Raw genomic sequence first — 18,253 nt, 5'->3', positions numbered from 1 at the left:
GGAACCCCGCCACCATGACCCCACAGCCGCACCGCCCGCGCACCGCCCGCGCCGCGCGCACCGCGCCCGCCGCTCCCGTGCTCCTGATCACCGCCCACGGCAGCCGCGACCCGCGCCACGCCGCGACGGTCACCGCGCTCGCCGAACGCGTCCGCGCCCTCCGCCCGGGCCTGCGCGTCGAGACCGGCTACCTGGACTTCTGCGCCCCGAGCGTGCCGCGGCTGCTGGACCGGCTGGCGGCGGAGGGCATCCGGGAGGTGATCGCCCTCCCGCTCCTGCTGACCCGGGCCTTCCACGCCACGTCCGACATCCCGCGGGTGCTCGGCGAGGCCCGCGCCCGGCTGCCCCGCCTGACGCTCACCCAGGCGGACGTGCTCGGCCCCTCCCCGCTGCTCCTCCACACCCTCGAACAGCGCCTGTACGAAGCCGGACTGGACCCGGACGACCGCGCGTCGACCGGAGTCGTCCTGGCCTCGGCGGGCTCCTCGGACCCGGAGGCGATCGCAGTGATCGCGGAAACCGCGCGGGAGTGGCGGCGCACCGGTTGGTGCGCCGTGCGGCCTGCGTTCGCCTCCGCTTCCCTCCCCCGCACGGCGGACGCCGTCCGCGCCCTGCGCGCGGAGGGCGTCCGCCGGGTGGCGGTGGCCCCGTACGTCATCGCCCCGGGCCGCCTCCCGGACCGCATCGCGGCGGGCGCCCGGGAGGCGGGCGCGGACATCCTGGCCGGCGTCCTCGGCCCGGACGAGCGGCTGGCGCGCCTGCTCCTGACCCGCTACGACGCGTCCCGCGCCGCGTCCCGCGCATCCCGCCCGGCCCGCGCGGCGCTGAGCGCCTGACCGGCCGCCGCGGCTGTCCGTGCCGCCGAGGACCGGGGCGGGGGCGCACGTGTCGGGGCCCGTGCCGGCAGCGCGGGTGAGCGCACCGGACGGCACGCTCCCGCTCCGGCACGCCCGGCGCGGCTCCTCCCCCGGCGGTGCGATCCGCCCCGCCGGCCGGGCGCGCCCGGCCGGTGCCGCTCACCCGGCCGGGTGCCGCGCACGGCGGTGCGGCTCATCCCGCCGCAGCCGCTCATCCGGCCGGTGCGGTGATCTCCCGCTTGAGGATCTTGCCGCTGGGGCCGGTCGGCAGCGCGTCCGTGATCCACACCTCGCGCGGGTACTTGTATGCCGCCACCCGGTCCCGGACGAACTCCCGCAGCTCGTCCGGCGTGGCCGACGCGCCCGGACGCAGCACCACCGCCGCCCCGATCTCCTCGCCGAGCCGGGCGTGCGCCACCGGCACCACGGCGGCCAGCGCGACGGCGGGGTGCTCGTGCAGCACCTCCTCGATCTCGCGCGGGTAGACGTTGTAACCACCGCGGATGATCATGTCCTTCTTGCGGTCGACGACGTAGAAGTAGCCGTCCTCGTCCTGCCGGGCCAGGTCTCCGGTGCGCAGCCAACCGTCCGGGATGGCGGCCGCCGTCTCCTCCGGGAGGTTCCAGTAGCCCTTCATCACGTTGGGTCCGCGGACGGCCATCTCGCCGACCTCGCCGGGCGCCACGTCCCGCCCCTTCTCGTCCAGGAGGCGTACCTCCACGTCCTGGATCGGGGTGCCGATGGAGCCCGCCTTGCGCGGCCGGTCGGGGTGGTTGAAGGTGACGACCGGGCTGGTCTCGGACATGCCGAACCCCTCCAGCACCGGGCAGCCGAAGCGCCGCTCGAAACCGTGCAGCACCTCCACCGGCAGCGAGGCCCCTCCGGAGATGCACATCCGCAGCGTGGAGACGTCCGCGTCCGAGGGGTGCTGGAGCAGCGCCGCGTACATGGTCGGCACGCCCTCGAAGACCGTGGCGCGGTCACGGGCGATGGCGTCCAGGACGGCCTGCGGGTCGAAGCGGGGGATCAGGGTGAGCAGGGCGCCGCTGAGGACGGCCACGTTCATGGTGCAGACCTGCCCGAAGATGTGGAACAGCGGCAGACAGCCCACCACCACGTCGTCCTCGGTCATCCGCTGCACGGAGTCCTTGTTGACCTCGGTGTTGTGCCGCAGGCTGCCGTGGGTGAGGGCGGCGCCCTTGGGGCGGCCGGTGGTGCCGGAGGTGTACAGCAGCACCGCCACGTCGGCGTCGTCCGCCTCCGCCACCCCGGGCGCGGGCTCGTGACCGGCCAGCCGGCCGGCGAAGTCCACGGGTTCCACCGCCAGGTGCCGGACTCCGGCGGCGGCCGCGCCCTGCGCGCCCTCGCCCGGCGCCTGGTGCCACTCGCACAGCAGCACCGCGCCGGAGTCGCGCAGGTGGAACTCGGTCTCGCGCGTCTTCAGCAGCGGGTTGAGCGGTACGACGATCGCCCCGGCGCGCAGCGCGCCGTAGTACAGGACGACGAACTCCGGAACATTGGGCAGCATCAGGGCGACCCGGTCCCCCGGCCTCACGCCCTCGGCGCGCAGCAGCGCGGCGGCGCGGGCACTGCGCTCGTCCAGCTCCGCGTAGCCGGTGACCTGCTCGCCCAGGCGCAGGGCGGGCCGCTCCGGCTGCCGCCGCGCCGTCTCCACCAGGAACTCCGCCAGATTGGCCATGGTCTGCCTCCACACACATCATCACCGAAATAAATCCGCTGTTCACGTGGACGTCATGGTGCTGCCGCAGATGGAGGAGGTCCTATGGCCGGCGGGACAGTGTCTCGCGCAACAGTTTGTTCCCGGGAACAAGACCAGGGCGTTAAGCTGCGCAAATGGACCTGTCGGACGTGGCTGCCGTGCTGCACGCACGGGTTCCGGAGCTGGGCGAGCAGATGGCGCTGCGCATCCGCGCGCAGGTCGACGCCTACAAGGACGAGTCGCTGACCCCCTTCGACTCGCTGCGCCATTCGTGTGAGGCCAACGTCGACCTCATCCTGAACCACCTCCGCGGCGCGGACGCCCCGGCCCCGGACCCGAGCCCGTCCCGGGAGACCGGCCGGATCCGCGCCGAGCAGGGCATGCCGCTGGCGGACACCCTGCACGCGTACCGGATCGGCTTCGCGTTCCTGTGGTCGGAGATCCTCGCCGAGGCGCGCACCCACCCCGACGTCCCGGACGCCGAACTGGTGTCGCAGTCGGCGGAGATCTGGGCCCTGTTCGGCCTGTACGCCCAGACGGTCGCGACGGCCCACCGGGAGGCCACCGCCGAGCTGACCTCGCAGCGCCAGGCCCGGCGCTCCGCGCTGGCGGAGGCGCTGTTCACCGGCGTCATCGCCGACCGCACCACCCTGCGGGACGCCGCCCGCGAGCTCGGCCTGCCCGAGCGCGGGCCCTACGCGGTCGCCGCGGCGGTGGCCGAAGCGCCCGGCGAGGAACCCCTGACGGGCATCGAGAGCGCGCTGCGCCAGGCCCGGCTCCCGTCGACCTGGCGGCTGCTGCCCGACCAGCAGATCGGGCTGGCCGCCCTCCCCTCACCGGCCGCGGAAGACACCTTCCTGCGCGTCCTGAAGCGCGCCCGGAACGCCCGCGTGGGCATCAGCCCCTGCTTCGGCTCGCTGCGGGACACCCCGCAGGCCCTGCGCTTCGCGCGGCTGGCCCTGGCCGGTCTGCGGCACACCGGCCCCGGGGTCGCGCGGTTCGACGACGACCCGCTGGCCATGGTCGTCGCCGCCGCGCCGGCGGAGGCGGGCCACCTGGTGGAGGTCGTGCTGCGGCCCCTGCTCGACCTCCCGGCCGCGGAGCGCGCCCGCCTCCTGGAGACCCTGGAGCACTGGTTCGCCACCTCCGGCTCCGCCAGGGAGGCGGCCGGCCGGCTCTTCGTCCACCCCAACACCGTCCGCTACCGGCTGCGCCGCATCGAGGAGCTGACGGGCCGCTCCCTGTCCGATCCGCGCGCGGCGGCGCACATCGCCGTGGCGCTCCAGGCGGTCCGCACCTCCGGGACCGGGAGCTCCGCCGATCCGCGGGACGCGGCGGCCTGACGCACCCGCTCCGACGCCCGCGGCCCACGGGCAGGGGCCGCTGCCCGCTCACGTCTCCGCGGGCGCGAACGCGAACTCGCCCGTCTTGACCGCACGGATGAGTGCGCGGAGCGTGTCGGGGGTGATCCTGAGAACGGCCTCCGGCTCGTCGCTCTCCCGCAACCGGAGCGTGCCATCGGGCGCGGAGGCGACGTACAGGCAGGAGGACGCCTCCGGGCTGAAGGTGGATTTCTGCCAGGAGGACGGAGCAGACGGGGAGCACAACAAGACGGAACCACCCTTCGAAGACCTGACCCTCGCTTGGACCAGCTCTCGTGTAGGCCGCCGCACGCTCACGGCGCTGACGGCGCAACAGTGAACTCTCCTGCCTTTACGGCTCGTATGAGCCCACCGAGTGCCGCCGGAGTGGTGGCCAGGACGGTATCGGGCTGATCGCTCTCACGCAGGCGAACAGTCCCGTCCGGCGTGAGCTGATCGAATGAATAAGGTCTCGCGACTGCTTCGTTGACAGGGCTACCTCCTGCATCCGGTCCAGGACCAAGCGGTAGACCTCCAACTCTGCCGTGACATCGATGAGTTCACCACCATGGGTCGTGTCGATCTGAACCGTGTCGAGCTGGGGGCCGGGGCCCGCACTTGGTTCGGGACGGCGATTGTCAGACTCTCCCCCTACGGTGCCCCCATGACTGAATACGTACTGACGGCAGGCGCGTGGCTCGGAGCGTGGGCGTGGGACGACGTGGTCCCGGAACTGCGGGCGGCCGGGCACGGCGTGCACGCCCTGACGCTGTCCGGCCTCGCCGAGAAGAAGGACGTGCCCGCCGGGCAGCAGACGCACGTCCAGGACATCGTCGGGGAGATCGAGGGCCGGGATCTGCGCGATGTCGTGCTGATCGGGCACAGCTACTCGGGCATCCCGGTCGGCCAGGCCGCCGAACGGATCGGGGACCGGCTGGCCCGGGTGGTCTTCGTGGACTCCAATGTTCCAGCCGACGGCGAGTCGTTCTTCTCCCCTCGGTCCGACGGCAGGGCGGCGATCGCCGCGAACGGGGGCTTCTGGCCGGTACCAGGCGCGGACGAGTTCGCGGACCAGGGGCTCAGCGCCGAGCAGATCGCCCGCATCACAGCCGAGGGGACCCCGCACCCGGGCGCCACGCTCACCGAACCGGCGGTGCTGACCCGCCCGCTGGGCGAGCTGCCGGCGACGTACATCAAGTGTCTGCTCGACTGGCCCGAGCCGAGCCCCGACGTGGCCGAGCTGCTGAAGAGCGACCGGTGGCGGCTGGTCACGATGGACACCGGCCACTGGCCCATGTTCTCCCAGCCGCGCGCACTGGCCCGGATCCTCCTCGACGCGGCAGCGCCCGGCTACTGAGGGGGCTTGGACACTCCTCGCCGCGGCGGAACCCGGCGACTGAGCCGGAGAGAGCTGCCCCCCACGCACCGTGACCGGGCGGAGCACGGCCCCGTCGATATTGACTTGGCCGCTCGGCCGCACGGTGCTGGGATGTGCGGATGGACAGCGACGCGGTACTCGCCCTCTACGACGACCAGATGCGCCGAGGCGCGCCCGCCGACTCCCCCGGGGCCCGGGTCGAGCGGACGGGTGGCGTGGTGCGGCAGCTCGGGGCGGAAGGGGCCTGGAACTGCGTGCTCTGGTCGGACCTCGGCGCCGGCTCCGCCGAGGCGGCCATCGCCGAGCAGGTGCGGTATTTCGCCTCGCTCGGGCAGGAGTTCGAGTGGAAGCTGTACAGCCACGACCGGCCCGCCGATCTGGGCGAGCGGCTGCGGGCGGCTGGGCTGGTGCCCGAGCCGGAGGAGACCCTGATGGTCGCCCCGGCACAGGAGTTGAGCACCGCCGTCGAACTGCCCGAGGGGCTTGCCCTGCGGCCGGTGACCGACCCGGCCGGGGTGGAGCTGATGGTGCGGGTCCACGAAGAGGTGTTCGGGCCGGGCCGGTCGCTGCGGCCTTACCTGATCGCACAGCTGGAACGGCCGGAGACCGTGGTGATGACCATCGTCATGGCCGGTGACCTGCCCGTCTCATCGGCCCGGCTGGAGCTGTACCCGGGCACGGATTTCGCGGGGCTGTGGGGCGGCGGCACCCTGCCCGCCTGGCGGGGCCGGGGCGTCTACCGGGCCTTGGTCGCGCACCGCGCCCGGATCGCCGCCGAACGCGGCTACCGCTACCTCCAGGTGGACGCCTCCGACGAGAGCCGTCCGATCCTGCGGCGCCTCGGCTTCACGGCCCTGAGCACCACCACCCCGTACGTCTTCCGGCCCTGACGGGCGGCGGCCCGGGCGTGCGCTCTCCGGTTCGGCCGAAAGCCGGTCACCGGAACCGGGAACGCTCTAGGGTCCTCGCCTGTGACCACCGAGCTTTCCTCATCCCACCGTGCGACAGCCGACGCCTACGATGCCGTCGCCGCCCTCTATGCCGAGCTCTTCCGCGACGCGCTCGACGCCCAGCCGCTGGACCGTGCGATGCTCGCCGCGTTCGCCGAGATGGTGCGGGCCGCCGGCTCCGGGCCCGTCGCCGAGCTGGGATGCGGCCCCGGGCATCTCACGGCGCACCTGCGGAATCTGGGGCTGGACGTCTTCGGCGTCGACCTGTCGCCGGTGATGATCGGCCTCGCCCGCGAGGCCCACCCGGACCTGCGGTTCGACCTCGGCTCCATGGACGCCCTGGACCTGCCCGACGGCCGGCTGCGCGCCATCGTGTCCTGGTACTCCGTCATTCACGCCCCGCCGGCGGACGTGCCCTCGTACTTCACCGAGTTCCGCCGGGTCCTCGCGCCGGGCGGGACGCTGCTGCTCGGGTTCTTCGAGTCGGAGGGCGGGCCGGTCACGGCGTTCGACCACAAGGTGACGAAGGCCTACCGATGGCCGGTCGACGGCCTCGCGGAGCTGGCCGGTGAGGCGGGCTTCACCGAGGTCGGCCGAATGCTGCGCGAGCCGTGCGAAGGGGAACGGTTCCGCCAGGGGCGCCTCCTGATGCGCGCGGGGCAGTGACTCGGGCGATCGCGCGCCCGCCATCACCGGCGGACGTGACCGGAGCCGGGCGCTCGACGGCCTGAACGCTCCCGCCCCGCAGGCGCGAGCCCGGCCGCCGCCCTCGCGAGAGAGGCCCTCGCGGGAGAAGGTGACGGCCGGGCTCTGCGGCGGCCCGCCGCGCCGGCCCGGGAGGGTCCCGGGCCGGCAGGGGTGGGGGCGGGCGAGGTTACTGGACGACCCTCAGCAGCCGGTTCGGGGTGGAACCGGTGGCGTTGGTGATGGCACCGGCGGTGGCACCGCTGGTGAGGGCGCTGGCGACCTGGGACGGGGTGGCGCTGGTGTGGCGGCCCAGGTAGATGGCGGCGGCACCCGCGACGTGCGGGCTCGCCATGGAGGTGCCGGAGATGGTGTTGGTGGAGGTGTCGCTGCTCCGCCAGGCCGAGGTGATGGAGGAGCCGGGTGCGTAGATGTCCACCACGCTGCCGTAGTTGGAGTAGTACGGCTCCGAGTCGCTGCTGGTGCTGGCGGCGACGGTGATCGCCTCCTGGACCCGCGCCGGTGAGTAGTTGGCGGCGTTGGCCGCCGAGTTGCCGGCGGCGACGGCGAAGGTGATGCCCGAGGAGATCGCGGAACGCACGGCCGCGTCCAGGGCGGCGTCGGCGCCGCCGCCGAGGCTCATGTTGGCCACGGACGGGCCGGAGGCGTTCCGCTGGACCCAGTCGATGCCGGCGACGACGCCGGCGGTGGTGCCGGAGCCGTTGTTGTCGAGCACGCGCACGGCGACGATCTTCGCCTTCTTGGCCACACCGTGCGCCGCACCGGCGACGGTGCCCGCCACATGCGTCCCGTGCCCGTGGCCGTCGGTGGCGGAGTTGTCGCCGTCGATGGCGTCGTACCCGAGGCTGGCGCGGCCCCCGAAGTCCTGGTGGGTGACGCGCACACCGGTGTCGATGACGTAGACGGTGACGCCCTCGCCCGCGCTGTCCGGGTAGTTGTAGACGCCGTCCCGCGAACGGGAGGTCTGGTCGATCCGGTCCAGGCCCCAGGACGGCGGGTTGGCCTGGGAGCCGGTGATGCGGAAGGTCTTGTTCTGCACCACCTTGTCGACGGCCGGGTCGGCGGCGAGGCGTCTGGCCTCGGTCTCGCTGAGGCCGGTGGCGGAGAAGCCGTCCAGGGCGGTGTAGTTGTGGTCGAGCTTGCCGCCGTAGGTCGTGGCCAGCTCCTTCTTGCCGGTCGCCTTCAGGGTCTTGGCGGCGGCGCCGTCCTTGAGCAGGACGACGTAGCTGCCGTCGATGGCGGTCTTGGCGCCGGCGCCGTAGATCTTGCCCTCGGCCGGGGCGGGGGCGGCACCGGCGGGGACGGCCGCGAGGCCGGTGCCCACGACGGCCGCGGCGGCGGATATGGCGACGGTGAGGCGGGTGCGCAGGGCGGAACGCGAACGAGTTGCCATGAGGGGTCTCCTCGAGCACTGAGTGGGGGTGTGCGGGGGCGGAACGTCGCGGCGGGCCGTGGGGTCGAGGCCCGCTCCGATGGGTCAGCACGGTGACCGATTGACGCGCCCATATCAATACGTTCGCTCAGCGGTGTGACGTGCGTTACACCGTCCGGTAATCGTGGTGATGTGCGCGGCAGGCGGAATCCGGCCATCGCCCACGGCGGCCGGTCGCTGATGCGACGTCATCCGTGCGGCCCGCGGACACGCCCGTCCCGGCCGCGGACGGCCTCGACGGGACGCCGTCCGCGCCGGGTTGGGGCGTCCGCGCGGCGGAGCGGGCGGGGAGGCTCCGGGGCGGGCCGGGCCGAGGAGGCGGAATCCGTTGCCCTCCGAATCGGCCGGAACTGTTCGCGGCAGGCCGCCCGGTCAGCTCTCCGCGAGCGCCAGCAGTTTGGTGACGGTGCTCCAGTTCCGGGTCGTCGCCTCGACGCCCAGCTTCCTCCGGTCCAGGAGCGGTGCGAGTCTGCTGCGGCCCTGCCCGTCCGGGAAATACGCGTAGAGCTCACGGCCCCCGTCGGCCAGGCGGTACTCGTCGGGGGCGTACAGCGCCGGGTCAACCGCGTCCAGCCGTTCCGGGTCCGCCCGGCCGGAGAGGAACGTGACCGTGTGCTTCGCGGGTTCCGAGGCCGGGTCCGGGAAGGGGTTGGCTTCCACGGCGGCGCGCAGTTCGCCGGCGGTGCGGACGACGACGGCGACCGGGAAGCCGAACCACTCGGCGAGGGCCTGTTCGATCTCGGCGGCCAGGCGGCCGGGGTCCCGGTGGTCCGGGGCGGCGAAGACGGCGTTGCCGCTCTGCAGCAGGGTGCGGACGTTCTCGTAGCCGAGGCCCGTCAGCACGGACCGCAGTTCGGCCATCGGGACCTTGTTGCTGCCGCCCACGTTGATGCCCCGCAGCAGGGCCGCGTATGTCGTCGTCACGGACGGCACGGTACCGGGACGGGCGGCCGGGACCGGGCGTCTTTCCCGGAGCGGCGTCCGGCGGCGTCCGGGGGCGCCGCCCGAACCGCGTACAACGCGGCTCCCGCCCGCCGCCTCCATGGCGAGGCTTGCGTCCCGCCGTGGATGCGCCCGGAGTGGCGCCCTGCCGGGGACGCGGCCGGGGGGGCGCGGCGGTGCGCCCGGCATGCGGCGCGGCGGGCGAACGGAAGGGCAGCCGGGGCGCGCAGGCCCCGTGCCGTGCGTGCCCGTGCCGTGCGGCCCCGCGCGCATGAGCCCGGCCGCCTCCCCGCGCGGGCGGGATGGCGGCCGGGCTCCGGCGGTGCGCACGCCGTCCGGCCCGGGGGCGGACCCGGGCCGGAGCCTGTGTGACTACTCGACGATCTTCAGCAGCTTGTTCGGGGTGCCGCCGGTCGCGTTCTTGATGGCACCCGAGGTGGCGCCGCCGGTCAGCGCGGAGGCGACCTGCGCCGGGGTGGCGGTGGTGTGGCCGCTCAGGTAGACGGCCGCGGCGCCCGCGACATGCGGGGTGGCCATGGACGTGCCGGAGATGGTGTTGGTGGAGCTGTCGCTGCTGTTCCAGGTCGAGGTGATGCTGGAGCCCGGCGCGTACAGGTCCACCACTTTGCCGAAGTTGGAGAAGGAGGACTGCTGGTCTCCGCTGGTGCTGGAGGCGACGGTGATGGCCTCGGTGACGCGGGCCGGGGAACCGGTCGAGGCGTTCCGGGACTCGTTGCCCGCCGCGACGGCGAAGGTGACGCCCGAGGAGATGGCGGTGCGCACGGCCGCGTCCAGGGCGGCGTCGGCGCCGCCGCCGAGGCTCATGTTGGCCACGGAGGGGCCCGAGGCGTTCTGGGCGACCCAGTCGATGCCGGCGACGACACCCGCGGTGGTGCCGGAGCCATTGTCGTCGAGCACACGCACGGCGACGATCTTCGCCTTCTTGGCGACGCCGTGCGCGGCACCCGCGATGGTGCCCGCCACGTGGGTGCCGTGGCCGTGGCCGTCGGTGGCGGAGTTGTCGCCGTCGATGGCGTCGTAGCCGAGGCTGGCGCGGCCCTCGAAGTCCTGGTGGGTGACGCGGACACCGGTGTCGATGACGTACGCGGTGACGCCCTGGCCCGCGCTGTCCGGGTAGGTGTACGCGCCGTCGCCGGCGGTCGCGGTCTGGTCGATCCGGTCCAGGCCCCAGGACGGCGGGTTGTTCTGGGTCCCGGTGATGGTGAACTTCTGGTCCTGGACGACCTTGTCGACGGCCGGGTCGGCGGCGAGGCGCTTGGCCTCGGTCTCGCTGAGGCCGGTGGCGGAGAAACCCTTCAGGGCTGCGTAGTTGTGGTCGAGCTTGCCGCCGTAGGTCTTCGCGAGGTCCTTCTTGCTGCCGGCCTTCAGGGTCTTGGCGGCGGCGCCGTCCTTGAGCAGGACGACGTAGCTGCCATTGACGGCGCTCTTGGCGTCGGCCCCGTAGATCTTGCCCTCGACGGGGGCCGCACCGGCCGGGACGGCCATGAGGGCGGTGCCCACGACCGCTGCGGCTGCGGTGATGGCGACGGTGAGGCGGCGCTTGCCGGAACGCGGGTGAGTAGCCATGAAGGGGTTCTCCTCGTGCGCTGAGTGGGGGGACGTGGGGGTGACGCGACGTCGCGGTGCGGTCCGGTCCGGTCCGTGGGGCGGCGGCGCTCCGCGTGATCGAAACCCTGACCGATTGACGCGCGCATTTCAATGTGTTCGCTCAGCGGTGTGACATGGCTAACACTGTCCGGTAATCGCCAATCTTTGCGGCGCAGCCGGGATATGAGGACACATCACCGACCGGCCGCCGTTCCCCCCGTCAGGCCCCACCCCGCCCCCAGCGGCATCCTGGCCGCAACCGCCCCCTCTCCTCCGCGTTGCCGCATGGCCGGCCGAACCCCGCCGGACACGGGCACACGCCCCCGCGCGGCCGGTGTCCGGCTTGCCCAACAGGGTGGCGCGGGACGGGACTTGCGCGTGAGAGCGCCGGTCACAGGGCCAGGATGAGGAACCCCGTGAGGTAGGCGAGGACGAAGATGAACGGCACCCACTGCTCGATGTGGGTGAAGGGAAGGTACCGGCGCCAGTCCTTGCCCTCACCCAGAGCCCGCCACTCCGCCCGGGAGTAGGCGAAGGCCGGCAGCCGTTCCTCCAGCGCGCCGACGACCGCGAACTTGGCCGCGTTCAACTGGCGGTAGGAGCGGACCATGGCGTACCAGGCCGCGCACATGGAGACGAGGACGAGCAGCCCGGGAAGCATCATCCAGGTCGACAGCCGCCCGTGGAGTTCCCGCAGCAGAGCGGTCAGGACGGTGACGATCACACTGTTGAGGGAGAGGAAGAAGGTGTTGGCCAGACTGCGCCGGGCACTCACCCGGTCGGCCATCTCCACGCACAGGCGGTACTGCTCGAACACGGCACCCTGGTAGTCCCTCGCCGTGCCCCCGTAGGAGGACGGATCCACGGAGTCGTTCCACAGCGCTTCCCCGATGTCGGTCATGCGCCGATCATCCCGGCGCCGCGCCGCCCCCCGCCAGTCCTCGGCGGTACGGCGTTCCCCCGCGCTGCCGGAACGGGGTGCTTCCTCATCGCGGCCTCCCAACTCCCCTGCGGTCACGCCTGCGTTGCACCGGCCATCGCACGCCGGCACGCCGGGGTGGAACCGCTTCGGGAAGGCCCTGCTCCGTGCGCCGGAGGACGGGGTCCAGCTGGGTTCGCTTGGCCTTGAGCAGCTTGCCGGTCAGCGTGAGGGCTCTGACGGCGGTGAAGTCGTACCGTACGAACGCCGGCGTCCAGTCCGGGCCGAAGTGGATGATGCCCCGCAGCCCGCGCTGTGTGATGCCCGTGGCCGGGTCGCACAAGGGAGGGTAATCGGGGAAGGCGGGGGCCGGGACTGGTTCCCCGCCCTCGCGGCGCAGCTCCTCGGCTCGATCGGCGAAAACCTCCGGCACGCACTCCTGGAACCGGCGGTAGGCCGCCTCGTCCCCGAACACGAGGAGGAGAAGCTGCCCCGGTGGCAGCAGGCGGACCGCCTCGGTGAGCTCCCACAAGGTGCCCGGTCCCGTTCCCGCCACGAGTACGACCAGACGGGCCCGGCCGATCAGGTCGCTGACGACCGGCTGCCAGTCGTCCAACGGGAGGTAGAACCGGTGGGCACCGGGCAGGGGGAGTCGCTCTCCGGGCCGGCCGACCGCCACCACCCTGCCGAACCGGCGGCGGAGGGACCAGACGATCTCCTCTTCGTACGTGCGGCTGATGGGAGCGCTGTACCGGGCCCGGAGGCTCCTGGTGTTGGCCGCCTTCACCTCGTACAGCTTCCGGTCCTCCTCGAACGGGCGCAGGAACAGCACGAACGAGTTGTCGGCGAGCTCCTCGGGCCGTTCGATGATGCGAGCCGTGTGCCGTCTGCCGTGGCGGGACAGCCGCGCCCCCAGTGCCACGGCCACCGCTCCCGCGGCGATCATCGCGATACCGGTCAGCAGCGCCCGCCAGGCCGACGCGTCGTAGAGGCTCGGGAACCGGAGATGGCCCGAGCCGCCCAGTACCAGGAAGAGCCCGGCGATGCGCAGGAAGCAGCCACCGCCACGTGCTCCGCATCCCGCGACCGGCTTACGGCGCTGCCCGGCGGCCGAGAGGCCCCGCTCCTCCTCCTTCATATCTCCGGGACGATACCGGGGCGGAGCAGGTCTTCAGGGCGCTTTCGCCCGGGTTCACCGAACCGGTGCGCCGGCCGGGCGCCCGGACCGGTTTGCGGAGCAAGCCGGTCCGGTCACGCGGCGGTCGTCGTCTCCCGGTGGAGCGGAGCCGTCTCGGTGTCCGGGGCCGCCGGAGCCGCGGGGACGGCCGGGGCCGCCGCGTCGAAGGACGCGAGGGTGCGGGTGAAGTCCCGGGTGGAGAGCAGCAGTTTGTAGATGATCGCCAGCTCGAAGAGGAGCAGCAGCGCCGCGGCACCGATGGTCACCGCGGCGACGGCGCCCACCGCCGGGCCGATGATGAAAACGGCCATCTGGAACTCGATGCCGCTGACCAGGTGGGTGCGGATGCGGTGGCGCAGCAGCAGGTTCCGGAACCGGCCGTACCAGGGGAAGCGGCTCTTGAACTCCCGGTGCAGGTCGATGACCGGCCCCGCGGGCGGGGCGCCGGGCGCGGAAGCCGGACCGGCGGTTCCGTCCCCCGCGGCCTCGTGCGCCACGGCCCCGTCCACCGGGGCCGCGCCCTGCGCGGCGGCCTCCCGGTGTGTGGCGGCCGGGCCGTCGTCGTCGGCCGCGGTGCGGTGTTCGTGGTCGAAGTCCGCCTCGGGGTTCTCGCGGAGCAGATCCTCCATGAAGGAGACCCGCCGCTCGTCGTCCGCCCGCCGGGCCGCCCGGGCGCGGGCCTTGATCTGCTTGCGCATCCCGTGCCGGATCTTGAAGATCTGCAGGGCGTCGACGTACCGCAGCATGTCGAGGAAGACGACGGCAAGGGCCAGCCACAGGAAGACGACGTCCCCGGTGCGGGAGTACTGGCCGCCCATCAGCGCTATGGCGCAGACCAGTACCCGCACCCGGTCGAAGACGTAGTCGAGCCAGGCGCCGAAGACGGTGCCGGCGCCGGTGAGCCGGGCCAGCTTTCCGTCCATGCAGTCCAGGATGAAGCTGAGGTGGTACAGCCCGGCGCCTGCCAGCAGCCAGCCCCGGCTTCCGGCGGCGAAGCAGGCGGCCGCGCCGAGCCCGAGGAGGAGCGCGGCCCAGGTGATCTGGTTCGGGGTGATCCGGGTCCGCATCGCCGTCCAGCGGACGAGCGGGGTGGCCACCGGGTCCACGAGCAGCACCGTCCACCAGGCGTCGCGCTTCTTCTCGGTGGTGCGGCGCACCTCCGCGAGCGGAGGAATGTCTCTGCGCATGGTGAACCCTCTTGTCCGGAACGGGTGTTCACCTGACGTTAAGAACCGGGCCACTTAAAGGACAAGATGGGTACCGTACAACCTTTACCTACCGGTAAAGGTCGTCTTCGGTGGTCGTGTCCATGGACGCCCCAGGCCCCGCACACGGCACACGGCCGCGGTCAGGGGCGGGCTCCGGGCAGCTCCGCCTCGACGAGGTCGCCGGCCCGGGCCGTGCCGCCCTCGGCGGTCACCTCCCGCCGCACGGCCGCGTGGCGTTCCCGGACCCCGGGGTCGTCCGCGAGGGCGAGCACCGTCTCCCGCAGCCGCCCGGCGGTGGCCTCCTCCTCGGGCAGATGCCGGCCCACGCCGATCCGCTGCAGCAGATCGGCGTTCATGAACCGGTCGGCCGCCTGCGGCACGGCGAGCAGGGGGACCCCGCAGGCCAGACCCTCCTGGGAGCTGCCCATGCCCGCGTGAGTGACGAAGACGTCGGCCTGCCGGAGGACGGCGAGCTGCGGGACCCAGCGGTGCACCTCGATGCCGGCCGCCACCTCGCCCGGCTCGGCCGCGTCGGTGAACCTGCCGATCCGCAGGACGACATGCCGGCCGTCCGGGCCACTGACAACGCAGCGCGCTCCGCCGCTGCGCGGCTCCGGCCCAAGGACGCTATGCCCCCACCGGCTGAAGCCGGTGGGGGCATAGCAAGAAGGGCTGATCGGCCCGCCCCGCAACCGGTACTGGGAGAATGCCACCGCACGACCGCACGACCGCACGACCACGACACCACCAGCGGAGGCCACTGTGCCGGAGGCAGCAGCGGAGACGGGAGCCGCGGCAGCGGTGTTCAGCGAGCGCCGCGCGCGGGAGGTGCTGGCCGCCGCCGGGCACCCCGGCGCGGCGGCCGACGCGCCGCTGATCGCGTTCGGCGAGAACGCCGTCCTGGCCCTGGGCGACGAGGGGCCGGTCGTCAAGATCGGCCGCAGTCCCGAGCTGCTCGACCGGGCCCGCCGCGAACTGGCCATCGCCCACTGGCTCGCCGGTCGGAACCTGCCGTCGGTACGGCCGGCCGAGCCGGAGGCCCGGCTCGTGGACGGCCACCCGGTGACGTACTGGTACCGGCTTCCGGAGGCCGTCCGCCCCGCCCGGGCCGCCGACCTCGCGGAGCTGCTGACCATGGTGCACGCCCTGCCCGATCCCCCCTTCCCCCTGCCGCGCCGTGACCTGCTGGGCGGCGTCGAGCGCTGGTTGCGGCTCGCGGGGGACGCGATCGACCCGGCCGACGCCGCCTATCTGCGGGAGCGCCGCGACCGGTTCGCGGAGGCCGCGGCCCGGGTGGCGCCCCGGCTCACGCCCGGTCCGATCCACGGTGACGCGCTCCCCCGGAATGTGCACATCGGCCCGGACGGCCCCGTGCTCGTCGATCTGGAGACCTTCTCCCACGATCTGCGCGAGCACGATCTCGTGGTGATGGCCCTCTCCCGGGACCGTTACGGACTCCCGGAAGAGGAGTACGCGGCCTTCACCCGCGGCTACGGCTGGGACGTGCGGGAGTGGGACGGCTGCGCCCTGCTGCGCGGCGCCCGGGAGACGGCCAGCTGCGCCTGGGTCGCCCAGAGCGCGCCGGGTAACCCGGCGGCGCTGGCGGAGTTCCGCCGCCGGGTGGCCTCACTGCGCGAGGGCGACCAGGAGGTCCGCTGGCACCCGTTCTGACCGTGCGCCGGACGGACCCGGGGTGCCTCAGGCCCCCGCGCCGTCCGGGTCCGCGCCGGCCCCCCGCGCCGGGCCGCCCACCCGCTCCCGCTGAGCGGGTATCAGCGGCCAGGCCCGCTCCACATGCGCCCGCGGGTCGGACGTCCGGCGCAGATAGCGCTGGAAGGAGGCCGCCTGGTCCGCCGCCGCCCGTATCTGGAGCGCGTGGAGCGCCGCCGGTTCCAGGGAGCCCACCGAGGCGTGCCGCCGGCCGATGCAGGCGGCGACACCGGCGGCCGCGAAGGCGTCCGCCCCGGCGTCGTGAGCCCCTGTCAGCGGCACCGCGTAGTGCGCGCAGAGGGCCTGAAGGGTGCGCTTGCCCTTGCGGTAGCGGTCCACGTGCTTGTCGAGGACCAGCGGATCGATCACCGGGCCCGGCTCCCGGCCGAGGCGGGCCGCGAGCGGGGTGATGCCGTGGCGCCGGCACTCCCGGTCCAGCAGGGAGAGGTCGTAGCGGGCGTTCATGACGGCCAACGGCCGCCCGGAACCGAGGACTTCGGCCACCGCCGCCACGATCTCCGCCACCCCCGCCGGTGCCGGGAGACCGTGGCGCACGGCGCGCTCGGTGGTGATGCCGTGGATCGCCGCGGCCTCCTCGGGCACCGGGACGCCCGGATCGAGCAGCCAGGTCCGCACCGGGCCGGGCCCGCCGTCCGGCGTCAGCTCGGCGAGCGCCGCCGTCACGATGCGGTCCGTCTCGATGTCGGTGCCCGTCGTCTCCAGGTCGAACCCGATCAGCGCTTCGCGGTGCCAGCCCATGACGGCTCTCCTTCTGTTGTGCGTCCCCCGATGTGTTCCACTCTCCCACCGGCCACTGACAACACCTCCGCCTGCGGACAGCCCCGGCCCGGCGCTCAGGACACCGGCCGGGAGTCGGCCCAGGCGCTCTCGAACTCCTCGCGGTAGGTCTCGAACAGCCCCGCCTCCCGCTCCTTGCCGCCGTCCTCCCGCAGGGTCTGCCGCCGCCCGCCCCGCAGCACGAACACGGGCGCCTCCATGCCCCGCGCACGGCGCAGATAGGGCTGCACCACCGCCAGGCCGTCCGCGCCGTCGCCGTTGACGAGATAGGCGGTGAAGCGCGGTGTCTCGTCGAAGACGTTGATCTGGAAGGCGCCGGTGTCCCGCAGCCTCGCCCGCACCCGCCGCATGTGGAGGATGTTCATCTCCACGGAGCGGCTCAGCTCGTTCTTCTTCAGGCCGAGTTCGCGCTCCCGGCGGCGCACGGCGCTGCTGGCCGGGTTGAGGAAGAGCAGCCGGGTGCGGCAGCCGGCCTCGGCGAGGCGGACCAGCCGCCGCCCGGAGTAGTTCTGCACCAGCAGATTGAGCCCGATGCCGATCCCGTCGAGCCGGCGGGCACCGCCGAAGAGGTCCTCGGCGGGCAGTTGCCGCTGCAGCCGGACCCGGTCCGGGTGGACGCCGACGACGTCCGCGTAGCGGTCGCCGACCAGGTCCTCCACGGCGTCGACGGGCAGCCTGTCGGAGGAGGGGGCGCCGGCCCCGGTGCCCAGGATCCGCAGCAGCCGGGCGGAGGCCCGTTCGGCCTGCGCCAGGACGGCCTCGGACAGGGCGCGGTTGCGGGAGACGACGTTGCGCGCCACCTCCAGCTCGTCCAGGGCGAGTTCGAGATCGCGGCGGTCGTCCAGGTACGGCTCGAAGCACGGCCAGTGCTGCACCATCAGTTCGCGCAGCTGCGGCAGGGTCAGGAAGCTGAGCACGTTGTCGTCGGCCGGGTCGAGCAGATAGCCCTTCCGCCGGCTGACCTCGCGGACGGCGACGGCGCGCTGCACCCATTCGTGCCCGGCCGGCCCAGCGGCGGCGACCACCCACTCGTCGCCGTGCACCGGTTCGTAGATCGGCCGGAGGACGGCGGCGACGACCGCGCGCAGCCGCTGTTCGACGAGATTCAGCCATATGTAGGCCCGTCCGGCCCGGCGGGCGCGTGTCCGCACCTCGTTCCAGGCGTCGGGGCCCCAGTCGAGCTCCGCCCCGATCTCCATCGGCCGGGCCAGGGACACCGCGCCGGGAGGGACATCCGCGGCTCCGCCGTCCTGACCACTGTCACCAGGTGGCAGCTCCAGCCCGCCCGAGCTCACCTGTGCACCGCCTTCCGCCCCCGGGTCTTCGATCACCGGAGCCTACTGTGTGTGCGGGAGCCGGTGCACCCGGAACCCCGTCGGGAACCGTGAGGGAACGATGACGGGCCGCGCCGCCCCCGGAGGAGAACGGCGCGTCATGGCCCCCGCCTGCCCTGCTGTCCCGGCTTTCCCCTGTAAAACAGCATAGGGA

The 18,253-nt window shown here is 73.4% G+C and carries 17 protein-coding genes and 1 pseudogene; 6 read left to right on the top strand and 12 right to left on the bottom strand.

Annotation, left to right across the window (positions count from 1 at the left end; translation table 11 throughout):
• Positions 1-14 precede the first annotated feature (14 nt).
• Positions 15-836 carry a sirohydrochlorin chelatase gene (locus KBZ10_RS20285; RefSeq protein ID WP_210989095.1) on the top strand — a complete coding sequence of 274 codons (822 nt, stop codon included), beginning with the start codon at positions 15-17 and terminating at the stop codon, positions 834-836.
• Between the two features lie 232 nt (positions 837-1,068).
• Here the strand turns inward: KBZ10_RS20285 and KBZ10_RS20280 are convergent, their stop codons facing one another.
• Positions 1,069-2,556: a long-chain fatty acid--CoA ligase gene (locus tag KBZ10_RS20280; RefSeq protein WP_210989094.1), complete on the bottom strand. Its 1,488-nt coding sequence runs from the start codon at positions 2,554-2,556 to the stop codon at positions 1,069-1,071.
• 155 nt (positions 2,557-2,711) lie between these two features.
• On the opposite strand from KBZ10_RS20280, the gene KBZ10_RS20275 reads away from it, so the two are divergent.
• Positions 2,712-3,920 carry a CdaR family transcriptional regulator gene (locus tag KBZ10_RS20275; RefSeq protein ID WP_210989093.1) on the top strand — a complete coding sequence of 403 codons (1,209 nt, stop codon included), beginning with the start codon at positions 2,712-2,714 and terminating at the stop codon, positions 3,918-3,920.
• 48 nt (positions 3,921-3,968) lie between these two features.
• On the opposite strand, the gene KBZ10_RS20270 is transcribed toward KBZ10_RS20275, so the two are convergent.
• Both KBZ10_RS20270 and KBZ10_RS30625 read right to left on the bottom strand, forming a co-directional pair.
• Complete coding sequence (locus tag KBZ10_RS20270) at positions 3,969-4,187, bottom strand: DUF397 domain-containing protein (protein WP_247702685.1); 219 nt, start codon at positions 4,185-4,187, stop codon at positions 3,969-3,971.
• Positions 4,188-4,290: 103 nt separating this feature from the next.
• Positions 4,291-4,689: a Scr1 family TA system antitoxin-like transcriptional regulator gene (locus KBZ10_RS30625; RefSeq protein ID WP_374223383.1), complete on the bottom strand. Its 399-nt coding sequence runs from the start codon at positions 4,687-4,689 to the stop codon at positions 4,291-4,293.
• Between KBZ10_RS30625 and KBZ10_RS20265 the strand changes: the two genes are divergently transcribed.
• The 3 genes from KBZ10_RS20265 to KBZ10_RS20255 all read left to right on the top strand — a co-directional run bounded on the left by KBZ10_RS20265 (position 4,603) and on the right by KBZ10_RS20255 (position 6,932).
• Positions 4,603-5,295, top strand: a complete 693-nt coding sequence (locus KBZ10_RS20265) for an alpha/beta fold hydrolase (RefSeq protein ID WP_210989092.1) — start codon at positions 4,603-4,605, stop codon at positions 5,293-5,295. The genes KBZ10_RS30625 and KBZ10_RS20265 overlap by 87 nt on opposite strands.
• A gap of 140 nt (positions 5,296-5,435) precedes the next feature.
• Positions 5,436-6,206 carry a GNAT family N-acetyltransferase gene (locus KBZ10_RS20260; protein WP_210989091.1) on the top strand — a complete coding sequence of 257 codons (771 nt, stop codon included), beginning with the start codon at positions 5,436-5,438 and terminating at the stop codon, positions 6,204-6,206.
• An 81-nt stretch (positions 6,207-6,287) separates the two neighbouring features.
• Positions 6,288-6,932 carry a class I SAM-dependent methyltransferase gene (locus tag KBZ10_RS20255; RefSeq protein WP_210989090.1) on the top strand — a complete coding sequence of 215 codons (645 nt, stop codon included), beginning with the start codon at positions 6,288-6,290 and terminating at the stop codon, positions 6,930-6,932.
• Between the two features lie 208 nt (positions 6,933-7,140).
• Here the strand turns inward: KBZ10_RS20255 and KBZ10_RS20250 are convergent, their stop codons facing one another.
• The 7 genes and pseudogenes from KBZ10_RS20250 to KBZ10_RS29615 form a co-directional block, all read right to left on the bottom strand.
• Positions 7,141-8,364 (bottom strand): S8 family peptidase, encoded by a 1,224-nt coding sequence (locus KBZ10_RS20250; protein WP_210989089.1) that lies wholly within the window; start codon positions 8,362-8,364, stop codon positions 7,141-7,143.
• 411 nt (positions 8,365-8,775) lie between these two features.
• On the bottom strand, positions 8,776-9,327 hold the full coding sequence (locus tag KBZ10_RS20245) for a DUF1697 domain-containing protein (RefSeq protein ID WP_210989088.1): 552 nt from the start codon (positions 9,325-9,327) through the stop codon (positions 8,776-8,778).
• 390 nt (positions 9,328-9,717) lie between these two features.
• Entirely contained in the window at positions 9,718-10,932 is a 1,215-nt protein-coding gene (locus KBZ10_RS20240; protein WP_210989087.1) for a S8 family peptidase, read from the bottom strand.
• Positions 10,933-11,344: 412 nt separating this feature from the next.
• Positions 11,345-11,854: a hypothetical protein gene (locus tag KBZ10_RS20235; protein WP_210989086.1), complete on the bottom strand. Its 510-nt coding sequence runs from the start codon at positions 11,852-11,854 to the stop codon at positions 11,345-11,347.
• Positions 11,855-11,939: 85 nt separating this feature from the next.
• On the bottom strand, positions 11,940-13,010 hold the full coding sequence (locus KBZ10_RS20230; RefSeq protein ID WP_210989085.1) for a hypothetical protein: 1,071 nt from the start codon (positions 13,008-13,010) through the stop codon (positions 11,940-11,942).
• Between the two features lie 113 nt (positions 13,011-13,123).
• On the bottom strand, positions 13,124-14,236 hold the full coding sequence (locus KBZ10_RS20225) for a CDP-alcohol phosphatidyltransferase family protein (protein WP_210989084.1): 1,113 nt from the start codon (positions 14,234-14,236) through the stop codon (positions 13,124-13,126).
• 161 nt (positions 14,237-14,397) lie between these two features.
• Positions 14,398-14,826 (bottom strand): annotated as a pseudogene (locus KBZ10_RS29615) (nucleotide disphospho-sugar-binding domain-containing protein); the annotation flags it as partial.
• Between the two features lie 232 nt (positions 14,827-15,058).
• Between KBZ10_RS29615 and KBZ10_RS20215 the strand changes: the two are divergent.
• Complete coding sequence (locus KBZ10_RS20215) at positions 15,059-15,928, top strand: phosphotransferase enzyme family protein (RefSeq protein ID WP_210989083.1); 870 nt, start codon at positions 15,059-15,061, stop codon at positions 15,926-15,928.
• A 27-nt stretch (positions 15,929-15,955) separates the two neighbouring features.
• Here the strand turns inward: KBZ10_RS20215 and KBZ10_RS20210 are convergent, their stop codons facing one another.
• Both KBZ10_RS20210 and KBZ10_RS20205 read right to left on the bottom strand, forming a co-directional pair.
• Positions 15,956-16,726: an exonuclease domain-containing protein gene (locus tag KBZ10_RS20210; RefSeq protein ID WP_210989082.1), complete on the bottom strand. Its 771-nt coding sequence runs from the start codon at positions 16,724-16,726 to the stop codon at positions 15,956-15,958.
• Positions 16,727-16,821: 95 nt separating this feature from the next.
• Positions 16,822-18,060 (bottom strand): SAV2148 family HEPN domain-containing protein, encoded by a 1,239-nt coding sequence (locus KBZ10_RS20205; protein WP_210989128.1) that lies wholly within the window; start codon positions 18,058-18,060, stop codon positions 16,822-16,824.
• Positions 18,061-18,253: the final 193 nt, after the last annotated feature.

Source organism: Streptomyces sp. F63, assembly GCF_018070345.1.
Lineage (GTDB): Bacteria > Actinomycetota > Actinomycetes > Streptomycetales > Streptomycetaceae > Streptomyces.
This window is presented reverse-complemented; position numbering and strand designations above follow the sequence as displayed.

Bases quoted from the DNA above. Each gene is read 5' to 3' on its own strand.
- KBZ10_RS20285 (WP_210989095.1), top strand. From the start codon at position 15: ATGACCCCACAGCCGCACCGCCCGCGCACCGCCCGCGCCGCGCGCACC.
- KBZ10_RS20280 (WP_210989094.1), bottom strand. From the start codon at position 2,556: ATGGCCAATCTGGCGGAGTTCCTGGTGGAGACGGCGCGGCGGCAGCCG.
- KBZ10_RS20275 (WP_210989093.1), top strand. From the start codon at position 2,712: ATGGACCTGTCGGACGTGGCTGCCGTGCTGCACGCACGGGTTCCGGAG.
- KBZ10_RS20265 (WP_210989092.1), top strand. From the start codon at position 4,603: ATGACTGAATACGTACTGACGGCAGGCGCGTGGCTCGGAGCGTGGGCG.
- KBZ10_RS20260 (WP_210989091.1), top strand. From the start codon at position 5,436: ATGGACAGCGACGCGGTACTCGCCCTCTACGACGACCAGATGCGCCGA.
- KBZ10_RS20250 (WP_210989089.1), bottom strand. From the start codon at position 8,364: ATGGCAACTCGTTCGCGTTCCGCCCTGCGCACCCGCCTCACCGTCGCC.
- KBZ10_RS20240 (WP_210989087.1), bottom strand. From the start codon at position 10,932: ATGGCTACTCACCCGCGTTCCGGCAAGCGCCGCCTCACCGTCGCCATC.
- KBZ10_RS20235 (WP_210989086.1), bottom strand. From the start codon at position 11,854: ATGACCGACATCGGGGAAGCGCTGTGGAACGACTCCGTGGATCCGTCC.
- KBZ10_RS20230 (WP_210989085.1), bottom strand. From the start codon at position 13,010: ATGAAGGAGGAGGAGCGGGGCCTCTCGGCCGCCGGGCAGCGCCGTAAG.
- KBZ10_RS20225 (WP_210989084.1), bottom strand. From the start codon at position 14,236: ATGCGCAGAGACATTCCTCCGCTCGCGGAGGTGCGCCGCACCACCGAG.
- KBZ10_RS20210 (WP_210989082.1), bottom strand. From the start codon at position 16,726: ATGGGCTGGCACCGCGAAGCGCTGATCGGGTTCGACCTGGAGACGACG.